Raw genomic sequence first — 18,302 nt, 5'->3', positions numbered from 1 at the left:
GGATGCTAAATATATTGAGAACCATTTACAAGTGTGTGGCGGACAGGTGGCAAAAAAGCTAGCTATGTATCTATTTGTTTCCCGATAATCGGATCCCAAACCCGCGGACGGATACCCAGCCCATGGCCATCAGTAGTACCCAGACCACCACCAGCGCGGCGGCTGCCCAAGGCGCCAACCCGTTGGTGATGCGTATCATCGGCTTCTGCGCCCTGGCGCATCTGATCAATGACCTGATCCAGTCGGTGCTGCCGGCCATCTACCCGATGCTCAAGGCCAACTATGACCTGAGCTTTACCCAGATCGGCCTGATCACCCTGACCTTCCAGATCACCGCTTCGCTGCTGCAGCCCTGGGTGGGCTTCTACACCGACAAGCGGCCGACGCCGAACCTGCTGCCGCTGGGCACCCTGTGCACGCTGGTGGGGATCGTCATGCTGGCGTTTGTCGGCAGCTTCCCGATGATCCTGCTGGCCTCGGCGCTGGTCGGCATCGGCTCCTCGACCTTCCACCCGGAAACCTCGCGGATCGCCCGGTTGGCCTCCGGTGGACGGTTTGGCCTGGCCCAGTCGACCTTCCAGGTCGGCGGTAACGCCGGCTCGGCGTTCGGCCCGCTGCTGGCGGCGGCCATCGTCATTCCGTTCGGCCAGACGCATGTCGCCTGGTTCGGCCTGGCGGCGCTGTTCTTCTTCGGCGTGACCTTGTTGCTGCGCCGCTGGTACAAGGAGCACCTCAACCAGGCGAAGGCACGCAAAGCCGTGCAGGCGACCCACGGCCTGTCGCCCCGGCGGGTGTTCGCAGCCTTGGCCGTGCTTGGCCTGCTGGTGTTCTCCAAGTACTTCTACATGGCCAGCTTCACCAGCTACTTCACCTTCTACCTGATCGAGAAGTTCGACCTGTCGGTGGCCAGTTCGCAGTTGCACCTGTTCCTGTTCCTCGGTGCGGTGGCGGCGGGGACCTTCTTTGGCGGGCCGATCGGTGACCGTATCGGGCGCAAGGCGGTGATCTGGTTCTCGATCCTCGGGGTGGCGCCGTTCACCCTGGCGCTGCCGTATGCCGACCTGTTCTGGACCACCGTGCTCAGCGTGGTGATCGGCTTTATCCTGGCCTCGGCGTTCTCCGCCATTGTCGTGTACGCCCAGGAGCTGGTGCCGGGCAATGTCGGCATGATCGCCGGGATCTTCTTTGGCCTGATGTTCGGCTTTGGCGGGATCGGCGCGGCGCTGCTGGGCTATGTGGCGGACCTGCGCGGCATCGAGTACGTCTACGGGTTGTGCTCGTACCTGCCGTTGTTTGGCCTGCTGGCGGTGTTGCTGCCGTCGACGGGCAAACGTTGAAACCGTCGGGGCCGCTTTGCGGCCCCGGCAATTGACGGCGCAAGCAGCCTTGGCCTAGAGTGCCGCCTCCTCCTCAACCTGCGTAGTCGATGCAATGCGCCGTAGTCAGCGTCTCCTCCAAGCCCGCCAGCCTGCAGCCCAGGCCTGTCGTCGTGCCTGGCCGAGCGACACGGTGCTCAAGCGTCGACGCAGCGTGCTGTTCGCCTTCACCTTCTCGCCACACCTCCCCCTGAACTGATCTGCGTGCCTGTGCTCATCGCCTCCCCGGCGTGACCCAGGGCGCCTGCGCTCGAACATCTTTCAGGGTTTCAGCCGACCGTGGCCGCGAGTGCCACCGTGTCGGCGTGCAAGGAGTGGGTACATGAACATGCGTTTGCTGGCGGGCCTTCTGTTCGCCGTCTCAGTGGTGGGTTTCAGCCTGGGGGCGAGCCTGCCGCTGGTATCGTTGCGCCTGCACGAGGCCGGCGCGAGCACCTTCGAGATCGGCGTGGTCTCGGCGATCCCGGCCGCGGGCATGATGCTCTCGGCGTTTCTGGTCGATGCCTGCTGCCGGCACCTGACCCGGCGCACCATCTACCTGCTGTGCTTCAGCCTGTGCACCTTGAGCATCGGGCTGCTCGAGTGGGCGTTTTCCTCGATCTGGCTGCTGGCCGTGCTGCGCCTCGGCCTGGGCCTGGGTATGGGCATCGCGATCATCCTCGGCGAGTCGTGGGTCAACGAACTGTGCCCGGAGCACAACCGCGGCAAGATCATGGCCCTGTACGCCACCAGCTTCACCGGCTTTCAGGTCCTCGGCCCGGCGATGCTGGCGCTGGTCGGTGCTCACAGCCCGTGGGTCACGGGCGTGGTCACCGGCTGCTATGGCCTGGCGCTGCTGTGCATCGTGCTGACCGTGCCCAACGATCACGTCGAGCATGGCGAGGAGGGCGACAAGAGCTTCACGCTGGCCGGTTTCTTCCGCGTCGCCCCGGCGCTGTGCGTGGCGGTGCTGTTCTTCTCCTTCTTCGATGCGGTGGTGCTGTCGTTGCTGCCGGTGTATGCCAGCAGCCATGGCTTCGCCGTGGCGGTGGCGGCGCTGATGGTCACCGTGGTATTTGCCGGCGACATGCTGTTCCAGCTGCCCCTGGGCTGGTTGGCCGACCGGGTCGAGCGCACCGGCCTGCACCTGGTGTGCGGTGTGCTGGCGATGGCGATCGGGGTGGGCTTGCCGTGGTTACTGCAGATGACCTGGTTGTTGTGGCCGATGCTGGTGCTGTTGGGGGCGGTGGCCGGGGGTATCTATACCTTGGCGCTGGTGCTGATCGGCCAGCGTTTCAAGGGCCGCGACCTGGTCACGGCGAATGCCAGCGTCGGCTTGCTGTGGGGGGTGGGCAGCCTGGTCGGGCCGTTGGTCAGCGGCGCGGCGATGGGGGTGGCGCCGCATGGGCTGCCGATGGCGTTGGCGCTGATGGCGGGGTTGTTCGTCTGTTTCGCCCGGCAGTCGTATCGCCGGGCGGGGAAGTTGAACGCTGCGGTGGAGTGAGGCTCAGAAGCGCCCGCGCAGGCTCACCGACACATTGCGCGGATCACCCCAGTAGTAGCCCGTCGGAGTCGGAGCGACCTGGCGGTAGTACTGCTTGTCGAACAGGTTGTTGGCGTTCAACTGCAAGGAGTAATGCTCGTTGAACCGGTAGTTGACCATGGCGTTGTAGACCGCGTACCCCGACTGCGTGGCCACGGCGCTGCCGCTGCGATTGTAGATGTCGCTTTGTGCCTGTACGCCGCCGCCGACGGTCCAGGCCTCCAGCTCACCGGGCAGGCGATAGCTGGTGAACAGGCGCAGCATGCGCTTGGGGTCGGTCGTGCGGATCGCATTGCCGGTATTGCTCAGCGTGTCCTTCAACTGCTTGGTGGCGTTGTAGGTGTAACCGCCGCTGACGTTCCAGCCAGGCAGTACCTCGCCGGAGATTTCCAGCTCGAAGCCCTGGCTGCGGTTCTTGCCGGAGGCCACCTTGCAATAGCCACTGGTGTAGTTGGGCGGGCACGGGTTGGGGCCGCTGAGGTCATCCAGGGCATTGCCGACCTGATAGATGCGGAAAAACGCCAGCGAGGTATTCAGGCGGCCGTCATAGAACTCGCCCTTGATGCCGGTCTCGTAGGCTTCGCCGGTCGTCGGCGCAAGCACCGAGCCACTGACGTCAGTGGCGGTCTGCGGGTTGAAGATTTCGGTATAGCTGGCGTAGGTGCTGAAGTGGTCGTTGAGGTCGTAGATCAAGGCCGCGTACGGCACGATCTCGTTATCGATACTGAACGTGCCGTTGGACTTGAGGTTGTTTTCCTGCTCGTAGTCGTACCAGTTGCTGCGCGCCCCGATGATCGCGGTCAATGGGTCTGCGAGGGAGATCCGCCACGTGGCGTAGGCGGCTTCCTGGGTCGTGCGGGTGCGCACCGGGTGGGCGGTGATATCAATACTCGGCTCGGCGAGGCTGGTCTTGGGGTCCCACTCGCGGATGTCGAACAGCCCCGAGGCGGTGAATTGGGTAGCAGAGGCATACGAGTCATTGCGGATACGCTCGACCCCGAGCACCAGTTCATGGCTGCGGCCCAACAGCTCGAAAGGGCCGTTGAGCGTAGCGCTGAGGTTGTTCTGGATACTTTCGCCGCCGTCGCCTTCGGTGACTTGATAGCTCATCAGGTATGGGTTGTTGGTCGGGTTGACGTTCGCCCCGGCGCGGCTGAAATACGTCTGCTTGAAGCCATGGTCGTCGAGCTCGAAGTGAGTGCGTTGCGCCATCAGCTTGAGCGTCCAGTCGTTGTCGAAGCGATGCTCGAGTTCGGCGAAGGTCTGCAGGTTGCTGCGGTCCCAACGGTTCCAGTCGGCGCCCAGGTAGGTGCTGCGGCTCAGTGGCAGTGGCGAGCCGTCGTAATCGGCGGGCAGGTTGCCCCAGGCGCCGGTGGCGTCCAGCTGGGTCCATTCCAGCCCGGTGGTCAGCGTGGTGCTGTCGTTCAGGTCGAAGGCCAGGACCCCGTAGAAGACATCCTTGCGCTCCTTGCGCGACGCCTGGAAGTGGTCCTTGTCGTCATGCACGGCGATGACCCTGCCGCGCACGTTGCCGGTTTCGGTCAGTGGGCCGGACAGGTCGGCGACGTAGCGTTGGGCATCCCACGAGCCGAGGGTCACGCTGCCTTCGCCCTGGAACTGCGCAGTGGGTCGTTTACGCACCAGGTTGACCGTGCCGGATGGGTTGCCGGCGCCGCGCAGCATGCCGGTGGCACCGCGGAGAATTTCGGCGCGGTCGATGATCGCCGAGTCGCTCTGGATGAATGAACCACCGCCGCTGCTCTGCACCACGGTGGCCCCGTCATACTGGATGGCGTCGATCGAGTAGCCGCGCGAGTAGTACTGCACGCGCTCGCTGTCGGTCATGTTCACCACCACGCCGGGCGTCTGCTCGAGCAAGTTGGTGAGGTTGGTGATGTTCTGGTCGTCGATACGCTGGCGAGTGACCACCGTTACCGACTGCGGGGTGTGACGAAGGCTTTGCGGGGTCTTGCCGATGGTCACCGCACCGGTGGTGTAGGACCCGCTGTTTTCGGTGGTCTCGCCCAGGCGATCGCTGGAGATGCTGGTCGCACCCAGCTCCAGCGCGCTGCCCGCATCCACTGCCGGGATCAGCAGAAAGCTCTTGTCGCTCTCCTGCTGGACCTGCACATCGCTGCCCTGCAGCACGATCGACAAGGCCTGGGCACTGTCATGGCGGCCTTGGACGCCGCGGGTGGTCTTGCCTTGCAGGCTGTTCGCATCGAACGACAGGTTCAAGCCGCCCTGGCGGGCCATCTGGTCCAGCGCGGTGGCCAGCGGGCCGGCGGCGATGTTCCAGTCGACCTGCTGGCTGTGGCTGGCGGCTGCCGCCTGGGCCGGTAGCGCAATGGCGCAGCTGGCGCTCAGGCTGAGGCCGAGCAGGGCGGCGCGCATGGCATGGCGCAGCCTGTCGTTGCGGGGGGAACAGGGGTGAATCATGACGCGCTCCTGAAGGTTGTTAAGACCACTTTTCGGGCTTTGTTCCTTCAGGCCGAGCGAGTATGAGCATCCACCTCATTTTTTTTGCGTGTGCTTCAGGCGGCGTCGATGCTCACCCAGTAACGCGTGCGGTAGTCGACGCGCACCGGCAGGCTGCGCGCGAGCAGCAGCAGGATGTGCTCGCTGTCGGCCAGCTGATAGGTACCGGACACCTTGAGCTGCGCCACCTGCGGTGCACAGCGCACTACGCCTGGGCGGTACCGTGCCAGCTCGCTGACGAACTCGCCCAGGGGCATCTGCTGGACGCTCAGCACGCCGTCGGTCCAGCCCCACGGGTCGCCATGCAGGACAGCGGGCTGCAAGCTGCCCGACGCCGAGACCTCAACCATTTCGCCCGCGCGCACCTGGCGTAGCGGGGCAGAGGCGGGTAACAGCGTCACTTCGCCCCGACGCACGGCGAGCAACAGGCCGTGATCGGTTTCGCGCAGCAACAACTGGCCGTCGCGGGTGCTCAAGGCGCCGATCCGGGTATCGATCAGGAAGGGCCGGTTGTCGTCGGCGTTGCTGTCCAGGGTCATCTCGCCCCGGACCAGCGTCAGCAAGCGCTGCTCGACGCTGTAGCGCAAGTCGATGGCGCTGTCGGTGTTGAGCTGGATGCGGCTGCCGTCGCTGCCTTGCAGGTCACGCCGCTCGCCGGTGCCGGTGCGGCTGTCGGCCAGCAGGGCTGGCAACCCGAGCGGCTCGCGGGCGGCCCAGGCGAAGCTGCCTCCGACGGCCAGCACGGCGAGCAGCTTGAGGTGATCGCGGCGGCCGATGCGCTGGCGCTGGCTGCTGTCGAGGGTGCGTCGGCTGAGGTCGCCGGGCAGGCCCGCCAGTTCGTCGCTGAGGCTGCTCACCCGCTGCCAGGCCAGGGCATTGTGCGGGTGGCTGGCCAGCCACTGCTGGAACTGGCGTTCGGTGCGTGCGCTGGGCTCATCGAAACGCAGCTTCACCAGCCAGTCGATCGCCTGGTCGACCTGGGCCTGCGCGGGGTTACGCTCAGGCGTCGGCATAGCGCAACCGGTAGCAGACGCCGAGGGCCTTGGCCAGGTCGCGCTCGACGGTCGCCCGGGAGACGTCCAGGCGCTCGGCGATCCGGGCGATGCTCAGGCCATCCAGCTGCGCCAGCAGAAACGCCTGGCGCACCCGTGGCTTGAGCCGGTGCAGGGCCGCATCGAGGCGTTCGAGGGTATCGAGGATGAGCAGGCGGTGTTCTTCACTGGGCGCTTCGCATTCGGGCAGGCTGGCCAGGCTCTCCTGGTAGGCGCGCTCGAGGGCGCGGCGACGAAACTGGTCGATCATCAGGCCGCGGGCGATGCTGCTGAGGTAGGCACGGGGCTCCTTCAGTGGCGATGCCTGACGCGCGCGAAGCAGCCGGACAAACGTGTCCTGGGCCAGGTCGGCGGCGTTTTCCCGGCAGTCGACGCGTGCCCGCAGCCAACCGCGCAGCCACGCGTGATGGGTTTGATAGAGCAGATCGACCTCGGCCGGCTTGAGCATGTCGTTCATCTGCATCGTAGCAACGGCCCTGATCCTGGATGGAAGTGCGTTTGTTAATCGTTCTCAATTCTAGGCGGGGTGGCTACTCGAGGGCAATGGCATACCAGAAAATTCTCGCGCATGATTCGGCGTTTGCTCGTAGCAGGGCTGGGCTAAGATGAGGGCTTGGCGTACTGCGCAGGTAGCCGTGGATGATCCTCGCTGACCTTTCGCCCGCGGCCTTGCACGAGGCCGCCGGCTATCTTGCCGGGCTCGATCCGGACTGGGCGCGGCATATCGCCGTGACCGGGCCGTGCCTGCATCAGGCGACCCCGGGGCGTGAGCCGTATGAAGCCCTGGTGCGGGCGATTGCCTACCAGCAACTGCATGCGCGTGCGGCCGAGGCGATCCTTGGGCGAATGCTGGCGCTGTATCCCGATACGGCGTTTCCCAGCCCGGCGCAGCTGGTGGCGACCACGCCTGAGGCACTGCGCGCGTGTGGTTTCTCCGCGAGCAAGCTGTCGACTGTGCAGGGGATTGCCAAGGCCCGTCTTGACGGGCTCGTGCCCAGCCGCGACGAGGCGCTGAGCTTGCATGACGATGTGCTGATCGAGCGGCTGGTGACCTTGCGCGGGGTCGGCCGGTGGACGGTGGAGATGCTGCTGATGTACTGCCTGGAGCGGTCGGACATCCTGCCGGTGGACGATTTTGGCGTGCGTGAAGGCTATCGCCGGATCAAGGGCCTGGAAAAAGCCCCGACCCCCGCGCAGATGCGCGCATTGGCTGCCGGGTGGAGCCCGCACCGTACGGTGGCTGCCTGGTACCTGTGGCGCGCTGTCGGGTGACCGAGCCGCTTCAGGATCCCTGACTGAATACAGGCGCAAGATTGAGAGTGAACCGCTGGGCCGTGGATGTCAGGCTCAGCGCTCTGCTCAGCAAGGAGTCACCCGATGAAGCCCGCCTACGTCACCGACGCCGACCGTTGGCTCGCCGTACAAAGCCGCGATAGCGCTGCCGCCGGGCACTTCGTCTACGCCGTGCGCAGTACCGGCATCTACTGCCATCCCGGCTGCAGGTCGCGTCTGGCCAAACGCGAGAACGTCGCCTTCTACCCCGATCCGGCCGCCGCTGAAGCCGCCGGCTACCGTGCCTGCCAACGCTGCAGCAGTGGCGCCCGGCGTACCGCATTGATCGCCCGCGCCTGCCGCCTGCTCGAGGCCAGCGAAACCGCCCCCAGCCTCGACCAGTTGGGTACCGAGCTCAGCGTCAGCCCCTTTCACCTGCACCGCCTGTTCAAGGCTGAAACCGGCCTGACGCCGAAAGCGTATGCCTCGGCGTTTCGCGCCCAGCGCCTGCGAGAGCGTCTCGGCGACCCGGCCACGACAGTCACTGACGCCCTCTACGACGCCGGCTACAACTCCAACAGCCGTTTTTACCAGAGCGCCGGCCAGCGCCTCGGCATGCGCCCCAGGCAATTTCGCGCAGGCGGTGCCGGCGCGACTGTCCGATTCGCCCTCGGCCAATGTTCGCTCGGTGCCATTCTGGTAGCACAGAGCGAGCGGGGGATTTGCGCGATTCTGCTCGGCGACGACCCGCAAACGCTGCTCGAGCAATTGCAGGATCAGTTCCCCAAGGCGCAACTGATCGGCGGTGATGCGGGGTATGAGCAGTTGGTTGCCGAGGTGGTTGGCTTCGTCGAGCACCCGGCGCTCGGCCTGGACCTGCCACTGGACGTGCAGGGCACGGCGTTTCAGGAGCGCGTCTGGCAAGCCCTGCGCGAAGTGCCGGCGGGCTGCCGGGTCAGCTACAGCGAGGTCGCCGAGCGCATCGGCGCGCCCAAGGCGGTGCGCGCCGTGGCGCTGGCCTGCGCGGCCAACCGTATTGCGGTGGCCATCCCCTGCCACCGTGTGGTGCGGCGCGATGGCGATATCAGCGGCTACCGCTGGGGTGTCGAACGCAAGCGGCAGCTGCTCGACCGAGAAACGGCACTCACCTGAGCCCGTGAGCAGCGTAGAATTCCCCGCCTGCAGTGTCTGTAAATAGGGGAATTCGATGAGGCGTGTAAGCCTTGACCGTTTGTGTGTGGGGATTTTCGCCCTGCTCTTGTGGGTAGCCACGCCGGCCTGGTCGGCGGGCGCTACGCCTGTGTCGCAATTGCTGGCCGGCGAAATGGCCGCGCTGGACGAGAACGCCAGCGTCGAGCAGTTGAGTGACCGGCTCGACCAGATTCGCCAGGGGGTCAGCAGCAACGCCAATGACGATCAGCTCTCGCAGCTGCGTCAAGCGGCCATGCAGGTCCAGCGTCAGGCGGATGCTCTTGTCGCGTTGCGCACCACCGACCTGGAGCGCCTGGACGATCAGCTCAAGGTGCTCGGCCCGGTCTTGCCGGATGAAGCCGACAGCATTACCCGGCAGCGTCAGCAACTGACCAGGGACAAGAAGTCGCTGACCGATCAGCAACAGACCGCCACCCAACTGACCCAGTCGGCGCGTGACCTGTCGACGCAGATCGTCAACCTGCGCCGTAGCCAGTTCAACTCGCAGATCACCAGCCGCGCCGCGAGCCCGTTGAGCCCGGCGTTCTGGTCGAGCTTCATTCGCCCGACCGACGACGACGTGGCCCGCCTGCGCGCCCTGCGTGGCGAGGCTGCGGATGCGCTCGCCAGTGCCTTCAGCGCCGAAAACCGCTGGTTGTTCATCACCAGCCTGGTGGCGGCCCTGCTGGTCTGGACCCTGGTCCGGCGGCTGCTCGAGCGGCTGCTGGCCGACGCGATGATCCGCTGGCTGCCGGAAGGCCGCCTGCGCCGCAGTGCCCTCGCCCTGAGCGTCAGCCTGGCGACCCTGGCGACTATCGCAGGGTCGGTGTCGCTGGTCCGTTGGGGCCTGGAAACCAGTGCTGATCTGGGCACCGACATCGCCAGCCTGATCAACCATGTGCTCACCCTGGTGGTCTTCAGCGCCTTCATTACCGGCCTCGGGCGCGCCATGCTGATGCTGCAGCGCCCGTCCTGGCGCCTGCCGCCGATCCCGGATGAAGTGGCTAGCGCGCTTGGCTGGTTCCCTAAACTGCTGGCGCTGGCGCTGATGGTGCTGCTCACCCAGGAGCGGATCAACAGCGTGATCGGCACCAGCCTGGCGCTGACCCTGGCCACCAACGGCCTGACCGCACTGGTGGTGGCGGCGATCTTTGCCGCAGCGCTGGTGCGCTACCGGCGCACCCGCCGCTTGCACGGCCTGGCGCGGCCTTCAGGGTTGGCCGGGCTGATACCGTTCGTCGGTGTGATCTGGATTGGCCTGGTCGTGCTGGCGCTGCTCACGGGCTACCTGACGCTGGCGTACTTCCTGATCGCCAAGCTGCTGTGGATCAGCGTGGTGGCGACCTGTGCCTACCTGCTCGTCACGGTGTTCGGCGACCTCTGCGAAACCCTGCTCTCGCCGCGTCAGCCCGGTGGCCTGGCGCTGGCCTCGGCGCTGGGCCTGGCCCAGCGTCACCAGGCCCAGGCCAGCACCATCCTGGCGGGCATCGGCCGCACCCTGCTGCTGTTCGGTGCCGCCTTGCTGGCGTTCATGCCTTCGGGCACCAGCCCGGGTGAGCTGCTGCTGAGCCTGGCAGACTGGGACGGCAGCGGCGGCAAGGTACTGGGCAACCTGAACATCGTCCCGCAGGATATCTTCCTGGCGTTGGGCATGTTCCTCGGTGGTTTGCTCGCCATCCGCGTGGTCAAGCGCTGGCTGAGCGATCGCCTGCTGCCCGAGACCGACATGGACGCCGGCATGCGTGCCTCGCTGGTGACCCTGGTCGGTTACCTGGGCTTCCTGTTCCTGGCCATGCTGGTGATGTCGACCCTGCGCATCAACCTGACCAGCCTGACCTGGGTGGTCAGTGCGCTGTCGGTGGGTATCGGTTTCGGCTTGCAGCAGATCGTCCAGAACTTCATCTCTGGCCTGATCCTGCTGACCGAGCGTCCGGTCAAGGTGGGCGACTGGGTCAGCCTGGCCGGTGTCGAAGGTGACATCCGCCGAATCAACGTACGGGCCACCGAGATCCAGATGTCCGACCGTTCGACGGTGATCGTGCCGAACTCGCAGTTCATCTCGCAGAACGTGCGCAACGTGACCATGGGCAACGCCCTGGGCGTGGTCGGCATCAGCCTGACCCTGCCGCTGGAGAGCGACCCGAGCCAGGTCCGCGAGCTGTTGCTCGCGGCCTATGCCGAGCACGAGGCGATCCTCGATGCGCCGACACCGTCGGTGACCTTCAAGGACCTCACCGCGAGTGGCATGGTGTTGAGTGTCAGTGGCTATGTGGCGGGGCCGCGGCAGGTCTCGTCGACGCGCAGTGACCTGCTGTTCACCGTGCTGGCGCGCTTGCGCGAGGCGGGCATCGAGTTGTCTTCGCCGCAGAGCATGGTGCTGGTGCAGGAAGCGCCACGCCCGGCCGACGAGCCGGCGTAAGCCTGACCGAGGGCAAGCCCGCTTCGTTGAGCAGGCTTGTCCTCGACAGGTTGCACGCAGGTTCAGTGCTGCTTGGCCTGCCTGATCCGCAGCAGGATCACCAGCAACACCAGCACCACCGCCGGCGTCATCCCCAGCAGCGCATCGCGCGCCGCCAAGCCCGCCCCGAGCACATTCAGCCCACCGTACAGCAGCTTGAACAGGTTCAGCAGGTAATAGGTGATGGCGATGATCGACAGCCCTTCCACCGCACGCTGGATCTTTACCTGCGCATCGGCCCGGGCATTCAGGCTGCCGAGGATCTGCGCGTTCTGCTCTTCCATTTCCACCTGCACCCGCGCCTGCAGCAGGTCGCCCAGGTTGGCCACGTTCTTCGCCAGTTGCTCCAGCCGTTGCTCGGTGGCCGAGCAGTAGCGCACGGTCGGCTTGAAGCGCCGTTCGATGAACACCCCCAGCCGCTGGCAGTCGCCGACATGGCTCTCGCGCAATTCGCCCAGGCGTTCGAACACCAGTTGCGCATACGCCTGGGTGGCGCCGAAGCGGTGGCGGGTCTTCACCGTGCGGCTGACCACCTGCCGCGACAGGTGCGCGATCGCTTCGAGCAAGGCCTTGGAGTCATGGCCGGCAACGCTGGCACTGCGCTCGGAGAGGCTCACCAGGGTCTTGTCGAACGCGTCCAGCTCCTGGCTCAGTGCCTTGGCCGTGGACAAGGCCAGCGAGGCCATCATGCGGTACGTCTCGATCTCCAGCAGGCGCCGGATCATCCGGCCCTGGCGGTAGGCATTGAGCCGGCGGTTGATGAACAGGAAGCGGTTGGTGCCGTCTTCGGTGAGGCGAAAATCACTCCAGACCACCGCATCGCCGCCGCCGACGCAGGAGCCGCAGGGGTCCTTGAAGCCGAGGCGGCCCAAGTCCAGATCCTGCTCGTCGCGCACCAGCACCTGCACCGCGTTGATCACCTCGGCCGACTGTGGCGCGATCGCCTCGGCCAGCACCGGCGGTAGCGCCTGCCAGTCGTCGGCGGCGGCGGTGCAGGGCACGACCAGGGTCAGGGTGAAGAACTCGGTGTGCCGTTCCCATTTGAACGGGTGGCCGTCCAGCTCGGTGATGCCCTGCGCCGCGTGCGGGTCGCACGCCTCCGGGCAGCAGCGTTGCAGCAGCGCGGTGCAGGCCGCGTCAGCGCCGAGCAGGGCCAGGTGGAAGACATGCGCCGGGCCGTCGAAGTACAGCGACGGGCGGGCGTGCAATTCGTTGTGCAAGGCGGTGCGTTGAGGGTGCATGGGTGGTCCGGCCTGGTGTTGTGATTGTGGGGGTACCAGGTAGTGGGACTCTACGACCGCGGGGAAAAGTCACCAACGTGGGAAAGTGCGGTATAGCGCGCCAAGCGCGCAGGGTTCTGTCCTGACCTGTCGCCGAAAACCATGATGCGCTCGCTGCGCTGACGTGACAGTGCGGCGGATAGCAAAAGCCCCCTGTGGCAATTGCCAGCAAGGGGCTCAGAGGTTACCGGGTATCGTGTTTACTCCAGGCAACGCGTCACATGCTTCACCGACTGATAGGCGGACAACCCCCAAGGCCCAAGCTCACGGCCGATCCCGCTGCCCTTGGTGCCACCCCACGAGGTTTCGACGAACACCGCCTGCACCGAGTTGATCCATACATGGCCAACCTCCAGTGCGTCGGCCACGCGCTCGGCGCGCTCCAGGTCGGCCGAGCACACGGTGGCGACCAGGCCGAAACGGCTGTCGTTGGCCTGGGCAATGGCCTGCTGCTCGCTCGAGAAGCGCCGGGCACACAGCACCGGGCCAAAGATCTCCTCCACCCACAGGCGGCTGCTCTGGGGCACATCCACATACAGCGTCGGGCTGACGAACCAGCCGTCACGGTCCAGCGCCTTACCGCCGGCCAGGCACTTCAGACCCTCTTCACGCGCGGTGGCAAAGTAGCCCGCCACCTTCAGCCACTGTGCCTGGCTGGTCAGCGGGCCCATCTGCACGTCTTCGGTCAGCGGGTTACCCACCTGGATCGTCTCCAGCGCATCCTGCAAGCGCGCCAGCAGGGCATCGGCAATGCCATCCTGGACCAACAGGCGCGACGTCGCCGAGCACATCTGCCCGGCATTCCAGGTGATGCCGGCGACGATCCACTCCACGGCCTGGTCGACGTCGCAATCGTCGAACACGACAATCGCCGACTTGCCGCCCAGCTCCAGTGTTACCGGCCGGCACTGCACCGCCGAGGCGCGCATGACCTGGCTGCCGACGCCGTTGCTGCCGGTGAACGACAGCTTGTCGAGGCCGTTATGGCCGCTCAGCGCAGCGCCGGTCTCGGCCTTGCCGTTGACGATGTTCAGCACGCCCGCGGGCAGGCCGAGCTGCTCGGCGATCTGGCCGTAGGCCTGCTCGATCAGTGGCGTCACTTCAGAAGGCTTGAGCACCACGGTGCAGCCCGCCGCCAGGGCCGGGGCGAGCTTCCAGGCGCTGGTCACCAGGGGGAAGTTCCACGGCACGATCAGGCCGACCACGCCAACGGGCTCGAGCCGCGTGCGCGCAGTGAAGCCCGGCACGGCCAGCGGCACGTCGCGGTTCTTCGCCGGCAGTTGCTCAGCGAGGTCGGCGTAGTAGGCGAAGGTCGCCACGGCATCGTCCAGGTCGATTTCGGCTTCGTGGCGCGGCTTGCCGTTGTTGCGCATCTGCAGCGCGATCAGGTCCTCGCGGCGTGCCCCGAGCTGCTCGGCGAAGCCGCGCAACAGCGCAGCGCGCTCGGCGGCCGAGGTCTGTTTCCAGGCGGGTAAGGCGCGACGGGCAGCGGCAACGGCCTGGTCGACCTGGGCGCTGCTGGCCGACATCAGTTCGGCAAACGGCAGGCCCAGCGCCGGCTCATGCACGCTGATGCAGTCGTGGCCTTGGCCTTCGACCCAGCGGCCGTCGATGTAGTGAGGTGTGGTCATGGTCGGATTCCGGTCAGGCGATTTCGGCGATAGTGGTTACCGGCATGCGCGAGGTGCTTTTGCAGCGCACCCAGCGCGGGCCGTTGGGGCCATACACGCCAGCAGGTTCAGGGAACAGGTTGAGCAGGGTCAGGTAGAGCAGGGCGGCGCAGCCGAGGGTCACCGGCAGGCTCAGGTCGATACCGCCGGCCAGTTCGCCGAGCGGCCCGACGAACTGCCCCGGCAGGTTGACGAAGCACAGGCCGACCGCCGCGCTGGGCAGCCAGGCGCCCATGCCGCGCCAGTTCCAGCCGTGCATGAACCAGTAGTGGCCGCCCCGCTGACCGCGGGTGAACACCTGCAGGTCGTCGGCGTGGTAGAAGCCGCGGCGGGTGATCAGGCCGAGGATCATGATCACCATCCACGGGCTGGTGCAGGTGATGATCAGCACGGCGAAGGTCGACACGCTCTGCACCAGGTTGAAGGTGAAGCGGCCGAGGAAGATGAAGCCGATGGCCGCCACGCCGATCAGCAGGGTGGCGCCGGCGCGGCTGAGCAGCCGTGGGAACACGCTGGACATGTCCAGGCCGGTGCCATACAAGGCGGTGGTGCCGGTCGACATGCCACCGATCACCGCGATCAGGCACACCGGCAGGAAGAACCAGCTCGGCGAGATCGCCAGCAGCCCGCCGACATAGTTGTTGGCGGCGATGTAGTCCGGTGCCTGGCTGGCCACCAGGGTGGCGGTGCACAGGCCGAACAGGAACGGGATCAAGGTCCCGACCTGGGCGGCGATCACCGCCAGCATGATGCGCGCCTTGGGCGTTTCACGCGGGATGTAGCGCGACCAGTCGCCGAGAAACGCGCCAAACGACACCGGGTTGCTCATGGCCAGGATGGCCGCGCCGACGAATGCCGCCCAGAACCCCGCCTGGCCAAGGTTGACGCTGCCGGCGTAGCCGGCATCGAACGGCCCGGCAAAGGCCAGGATGCCCAACAGGAACAGCAGGCTGGAGGCCCACACGGCGATCTTGTTGACCCACAGCATGAAGCGGAAGCCGAAGATGCACACCACCAGCACCAGCACCGCGAACAGGCCGTAGGCCAGGCCCAGGGTCAGGTCGGTTTCCGGCAGCCCGGCCAGGCGCTTGGCGCCGCCGACCAGGGCATCGCCCGAGCTCCACACTGACAGCGAGAAGAACGCCACGGCGGTCAGCAGCGACAGGAACGAGCCGACGATGCGCCCGTGCACACCGAAGTGCGCGCCGGACGATACGGCGTTGTTGGTGCCGTTGAGCGCGCCGAACAGGCCCATCGGCGCGAGGATCAGCGAGCCGATCCCGACGCCCAGCAGGATCGCCCAGACGCCGGCCTGGAACGACAGGCCGAAGAGCACCGGAAAGCTGCCCAGCACGGCGGTGGCAAAGGTGTTGGCGCCGCCGAAGATCAGGCGGAACAGGTCCAGCGGGGAGGCGTCGCGTTGATCGGCGGGGATCTGTTCGACGCCATTGGTCTCGATACCGGTCGAGTGGCTCATGAGGGTGCTCCAGCGCGGTTGTTGTAGGTCGGCGCAGGGCGCGGACCCTGTTGTGGGTGCGATGGCAGTGGCGGCAGGGCCGCAATCGGTACAGCGGGTCAGGCTTGGGTGACCGTCGACAGGTGCTCGTGGCAGGCCAGCCAGGTGTCGCCCTGGCGGCGGAAGACGATGGTCTCGCGCTCGGCCAGTTGGTGCGCTTCGCCGGCAATGCGGATGTGCGTGGCGACATCGTGCATGAAGATCGCCACGTCGCCCTGCAGGCTGACGGTGGCGTTGCTCGACTGGCAATCGAGCACGGCAAAGCCCTCCGCCTGCCAGTCTGCCCAGAGCAGTTCATAGGCGCGGCGTGACAGCAGCGGTTGGGCAAGGGTGTGGAAAAGGAACGTGGCGTCTTCGCTGAAGCAGGCGAAGTAGCGGGCGGTGTCGTTGCTGGCAAAGGCGGCGACGAGGTCGGCGGCGGCCTGCCGTACCTGGAGTGTCTGGTCCACGGGAGTGGCCTCACGGTTTTTGTGATTGTGATGAAGCGATTCTGGTGAGGGATGGGGCAGGGAAGAATCGCTGGGGGCAAATAATCAGTTCAGGAATTTCTGAACAAAGTCATGGCGGCCCGCTGCAAGGGTGGTTGGTCTGCGCTAGTGGAGGCGAGTCGGAGCGATCAAGTAAGCGATCAAGTAACCGATCAAGTAACCGCCCAGGTTCAGCGGTTGATGGGCGTTCTACCGCCCGGCGTTGCCTTTAGACGCAGCGTACTCATGCAGTTGCATCAGCTTAGCGCTCTGCCAATTCACACTCGCCAATGCCGGCTGAGCGCTGTGATGGCGCACTCGCCGCATACGCCGCCAGCCCCAACGCAATCGCGGTCAGCATGCCGCCCGCCCAAGGCGTCACGGCCAGCGATGACTGGGCGATTACCAGCCCGCCGACACCGGTGCCAACCCCCACGCCAAGGTGCATGGCCGACAGGTTCAGGCTCATGCCGGCCTGGAAGGTGCTCGCTCCGCGCGCGGCCAGATAGCTCTGCACCACCGGCGAGATCATCCAGCTGACGCCGCCCCAGAGCATCATCATCGGCAGGAACAGCCACGGCGTGCCTGCGCCTAATGGCAGCACCAAGAGGCTCGTCAGGTACAGCACCGGGGTCACCGCGATGGCCCGGGTGGCGCCCAGCCGGTCGGCCATCCAGCCCCCCAGGTAGCCCCCCGAGACACCGGCGATGCCAAAGGCGGCGAACACGCCGGCCAGCCAGGGCGCGGGAACCTGCCCGACTTGCAGGGCATAAGGGGCAAGGTAGGCAAACACCGTGAAGTGACCCGCGATCATCAGCAGCGAGACCAGTTGCGCGGCGACCAATCGCCCGTCACGCAGGTGATGCAGGTAGCTGCTCGCGGCCACCCGCTCGCTGCCTTGCAACGCCGGCAGTGCCCGCCAGGCCACCAGCAGCACGGCGCCCGCCAACAGCGCCAGGCCGACGAACACGCCTCGCCAGCCGAGCGCATCGCAGAGCAGCATGCCCACCGGTACACCCAGCACCAGCGAGCCGCTGATGCCCATGAAGATCACTCCGATGGCGCGCCCGCGCAGCGCGCTGGGCACCATGCGCGTGGCCATCAACGTGCAGGTCAGGCAGGTCAGCGCACTGGTCGCGGCCATGCCGATACGCGCGGCCACCAGGGCGCCATAGCCCGGCGCCAACGCTGCCAGCAGGTTGCACACGGCAAACAGCCCGAGCGCCGTGCAGAGCAGGCCACGCAAGGGGAAACGTTGAGTGAGAAGCGGCGAGAAGGGCGCCGCGGCGGCAAACGCCAGGGAGAAGACGGTGGTCAGTTGCCCGGCAATCCCGAGCGGGACGTGCAGCCCGTCGACCAGTGCCGGAAGGATGCCGATGGTGATGTTTTCAGCCATGCCGGTGACGAATGTCGCCAGGGCCAGAAGCCAGATACGTGCGCTCATGTGTGCTCCGATGTGCAAGCCGGTGCTGGTCCGGACCTGCTGGCCAGACGGCTGACCGGCTAAAGGTCAGACCATCGGGTTTCGAGGCAGCGCTTCGGTTATCCCGCTTCTTTCAAGTGGCCAGTGTAGTCGCTTGGAGGCTGGCAGTGAAGCTACCGCAGGTCCAGGCCCATGCTGACAAAGCTCACTCCGTCGCGCTGGCTGACCTCGCCAAAGCGACTGAAGCCATGCCGCGCATAGAACGCGCAGGCGCTGGTGCGGGCGTTGAGCACGATGCGCTGGCCGCCCTGGGCCCTGACCTGGGCGATGGCGTGCGTGAGCAGCGCGGTGCCCAGCCCTTGCTGCTGGAAGCCCGAGGCCGTGGCGAACTTGCGGATCTGGAATGAAGCGGCGGCGATCTCGAACAGCGACAGGCAACTGACCAGTTGGCCGTCTGCATGGATGCCGAAGTGACGCGCCTGCTCATCGCCTTCGACGGCGCATTGCTGCGCGGTCAGGTCAGGCCAGAGCACATCCCGGCGCAGCGCCAGGCAATCAACAGGGCGGATTTGCTCGATCGTGGGTAAAGGCATCAGG

The 18,302-nt window shown here is 66.2% G+C and carries 14 protein-coding genes; 5 read left to right on the top strand and 9 right to left on the bottom strand.

Translation table 11 applies throughout. The features are described 5' to 3' along the window. Positions 1–122: 122 nt before the first annotated feature. Together CCOS865_RS24745 and CCOS865_RS24740 are read left to right on the top strand one after the other, a co-directional pair. The gene (locus CCOS865_RS24745; protein ID WP_119145822.1) at positions 123–1,337 is read left to right on the top strand and encodes an MFS transporter; all 1,215 of its coding nucleotides are present in this window, start codon (positions 123–125) and stop codon (positions 1,335–1,337) included. A gap of 361 nt (positions 1,338–1,698) precedes the next feature. Then, on the top strand, positions 1,699–2,859 hold the full coding sequence (locus CCOS865_RS24740; RefSeq protein ID WP_119145820.1) for an MFS transporter: 1,161 nt from the start codon (positions 1,699–1,701) through the stop codon (positions 2,857–2,859). Between the two features lie 3 nt (positions 2,860–2,862). On the opposite strand, the gene CCOS865_RS24735 is transcribed toward CCOS865_RS24740, so the two are convergent. The 3 genes from CCOS865_RS24735 to CCOS865_RS24725 all read right to left on the bottom strand — a co-directional run bounded on the left by CCOS865_RS24735 (position 2,863) and on the right by CCOS865_RS24725 (position 6,891). Beyond that, positions 2,863–5,337, bottom strand: a complete 2,475-nt coding sequence (locus CCOS865_RS24735) for a TonB-dependent siderophore receptor (RefSeq protein ID WP_119145818.1) — start codon at positions 5,335–5,337, stop codon at positions 2,863–2,865. A gap of 95 nt (positions 5,338–5,432) precedes the next feature. Beyond that, a complete protein-coding gene (locus tag CCOS865_RS24730; RefSeq protein WP_119145816.1) occupies positions 5,433–6,389 on the bottom strand; it encodes a FecR domain-containing protein in 957 nt (318 codons plus the stop codon). Continuing rightward, positions 6,376–6,891 carry a sigma-70 family RNA polymerase sigma factor gene (locus CCOS865_RS24725; RefSeq protein WP_119145814.1) on the bottom strand — a complete coding sequence of 172 codons (516 nt, stop codon included), beginning with the start codon at positions 6,889–6,891 and terminating at the stop codon, positions 6,376–6,378. Before CCOS865_RS24725 ends, CCOS865_RS24730 begins: the two co-directional genes overlap by 14 nt. Positions 6,892–7,067: 176 nt before the next feature. On the opposite strand from CCOS865_RS24725, the gene CCOS865_RS24720 reads away from it, so the two are divergent. The 3 genes from CCOS865_RS24720 to CCOS865_RS24710 all read left to right on the top strand — a co-directional run bounded on the left by CCOS865_RS24720 (position 7,068) and on the right by CCOS865_RS24710 (position 11,310). Continuing rightward, complete coding sequence (locus tag CCOS865_RS24720; RefSeq protein ID WP_119145812.1) at positions 7,068–7,700, top strand: DNA-3-methyladenine glycosylase family protein; 633 nt, start codon at positions 7,068–7,070, stop codon at positions 7,698–7,700. A gap of 105 nt (positions 7,701–7,805) precedes the next feature. Further along, the gene (ada, locus tag CCOS865_RS24715) at positions 7,806–8,852 is read left to right on the top strand and encodes a bifunctional DNA-binding transcriptional regulator/O6-methylguanine-DNA methyltransferase Ada (RefSeq protein ID WP_119145810.1); all 1,047 of its coding nucleotides are present in this window, start codon (positions 7,806–7,808) and stop codon (positions 8,850–8,852) included. A gap of 55 nt (positions 8,853–8,907) precedes the next feature. Further along, positions 8,908–11,310 (top strand): DUF3772 domain-containing protein, encoded by a 2,403-nt coding sequence (locus tag CCOS865_RS24710; protein ID WP_119145808.1) that lies wholly within the window; start codon positions 8,908–8,910, stop codon positions 11,308–11,310. A gap of 62 nt (positions 11,311–11,372) precedes the next feature. Here CCOS865_RS24710 and CCOS865_RS24705 read toward each other — a convergent pair whose 3' ends face one another. From CCOS865_RS24705 to CCOS865_RS24675, 6 genes are all read right to left on the bottom strand, one after another. After that, positions 11,373–12,590: a DUF3422 domain-containing protein gene (locus CCOS865_RS24705; RefSeq protein ID WP_119145806.1), complete on the bottom strand. Its 1,218-nt coding sequence runs from the start codon at positions 12,588–12,590 to the stop codon at positions 11,373–11,375. A 239-nt stretch (positions 12,591–12,829) separates the two neighbouring features. Beyond that, a complete protein-coding gene (locus CCOS865_RS24700; RefSeq protein WP_119145804.1) occupies positions 12,830–14,260 on the bottom strand; it encodes an aldehyde dehydrogenase family protein in 1,431 nt (476 codons plus the stop codon). Between the two features lie 13 nt (positions 14,261–14,273). Further along, positions 14,274–15,776, bottom strand: coding sequence for a purine-cytosine permease family protein (locus CCOS865_RS24695; protein ID WP_119145802.1), 1,503 nt, complete (start codon positions 15,774–15,776; stop codon positions 14,274–14,276). A gap of 98 nt (positions 15,777–15,874) precedes the next feature. After that, positions 15,875–16,264, bottom strand: a complete 390-nt coding sequence (locus CCOS865_RS24690) for a YybH family protein (protein WP_119145800.1) — start codon at positions 16,262–16,264, stop codon at positions 15,875–15,877. 280 nt (positions 16,265–16,544) lie between these two features. Then, positions 16,545–17,726: an MFS transporter gene (locus CCOS865_RS24680; RefSeq protein WP_119145798.1), complete on the bottom strand. Its 1,182-nt coding sequence runs from the start codon at positions 17,724–17,726 to the stop codon at positions 16,545–16,547. A 152-nt stretch (positions 17,727–17,878) separates the two neighbouring features. Then, entirely contained in the window at positions 17,879–18,298 is a 420-nt protein-coding gene (locus CCOS865_RS24675; RefSeq protein WP_119145797.1) for a GNAT family N-acetyltransferase, read from the bottom strand. Between the last annotated feature and the right edge of the window lie 4 nt (positions 18,299–18,302).

The organism is Pseudomonas reidholzensis (genome assembly GCF_900536025.1).
In the GTDB taxonomy this organism is placed as follows: domain Bacteria; phylum Pseudomonadota; class Gammaproteobacteria; order Pseudomonadales; family Pseudomonadaceae; genus Aquipseudomonas; species Aquipseudomonas reidholzensis.
The sequence above is the reverse complement of the archived record's forward strand: the minus strand, read 5'-3'. Positions and strand labels throughout refer to the sequence as shown.

Bases quoted from the DNA above. Each gene is read 5' to 3' on its own strand.
- CCOS865_RS24695 (WP_119145802.1), bottom strand. From the start codon at position 15,776: ATGAGCCACTCGACCGGTATCGAGACCAATGGCGTCGAACAGATCCCC.
- CCOS865_RS24725 (WP_119145814.1), bottom strand. From the start codon at position 6,891: ATGCAGATGAACGACATGCTCAAGCCGGCCGAGGTCGATCTGCTCTAT.
- CCOS865_RS24675 (WP_119145797.1), bottom strand. From the start codon at position 18,298: ATGCCTTTACCCACGATCGAGCAAATCCGCCCTGTTGATTGCCTGGCG.
- CCOS865_RS24740 (WP_119145820.1), top strand. From the start codon at position 1,699: ATGAACATGCGTTTGCTGGCGGGCCTTCTGTTCGCCGTCTCAGTGGTG.
- ada (WP_119145810.1), top strand. From the start codon at position 7,806: ATGAAGCCCGCCTACGTCACCGACGCCGACCGTTGGCTCGCCGTACAA.
- CCOS865_RS24720 (WP_119145812.1), top strand. From the start codon at position 7,068: ATGATCCTCGCTGACCTTTCGCCCGCGGCCTTGCACGAGGCCGCCGGC.
- CCOS865_RS24710 (WP_119145808.1), top strand. From the start codon at position 8,908: ATGAGGCGTGTAAGCCTTGACCGTTTGTGTGTGGGGATTTTCGCCCTG.
- CCOS865_RS24705 (WP_119145806.1), bottom strand. From the start codon at position 12,590: ATGCACCCTCAACGCACCGCCTTGCACAACGAATTGCACGCCCGCCCG.
- CCOS865_RS24680 (WP_119145798.1), bottom strand. From the start codon at position 17,726: ATGAGCGCACGTATCTGGCTTCTGGCCCTGGCGACATTCGTCACCGGC.
- CCOS865_RS24735 (WP_119145818.1), bottom strand. From the start codon at position 5,337: ATGATTCACCCCTGTTCCCCCCGCAACGACAGGCTGCGCCATGCCATG.
- CCOS865_RS24700 (WP_119145804.1), bottom strand. From the start codon at position 14,260: ATGACCACACCTCACTACATCGACGGCCGCTGGGTCGAAGGCCAAGGC.
- CCOS865_RS24730 (WP_119145816.1), bottom strand. From the start codon at position 6,389: ATGCCGACGCCTGAGCGTAACCCCGCGCAGGCCCAGGTCGACCAGGCG.
- CCOS865_RS24745 (WP_119145822.1), top strand. From the start codon at position 123: ATGGCCATCAGTAGTACCCAGACCACCACCAGCGCGGCGGCTGCCCAA.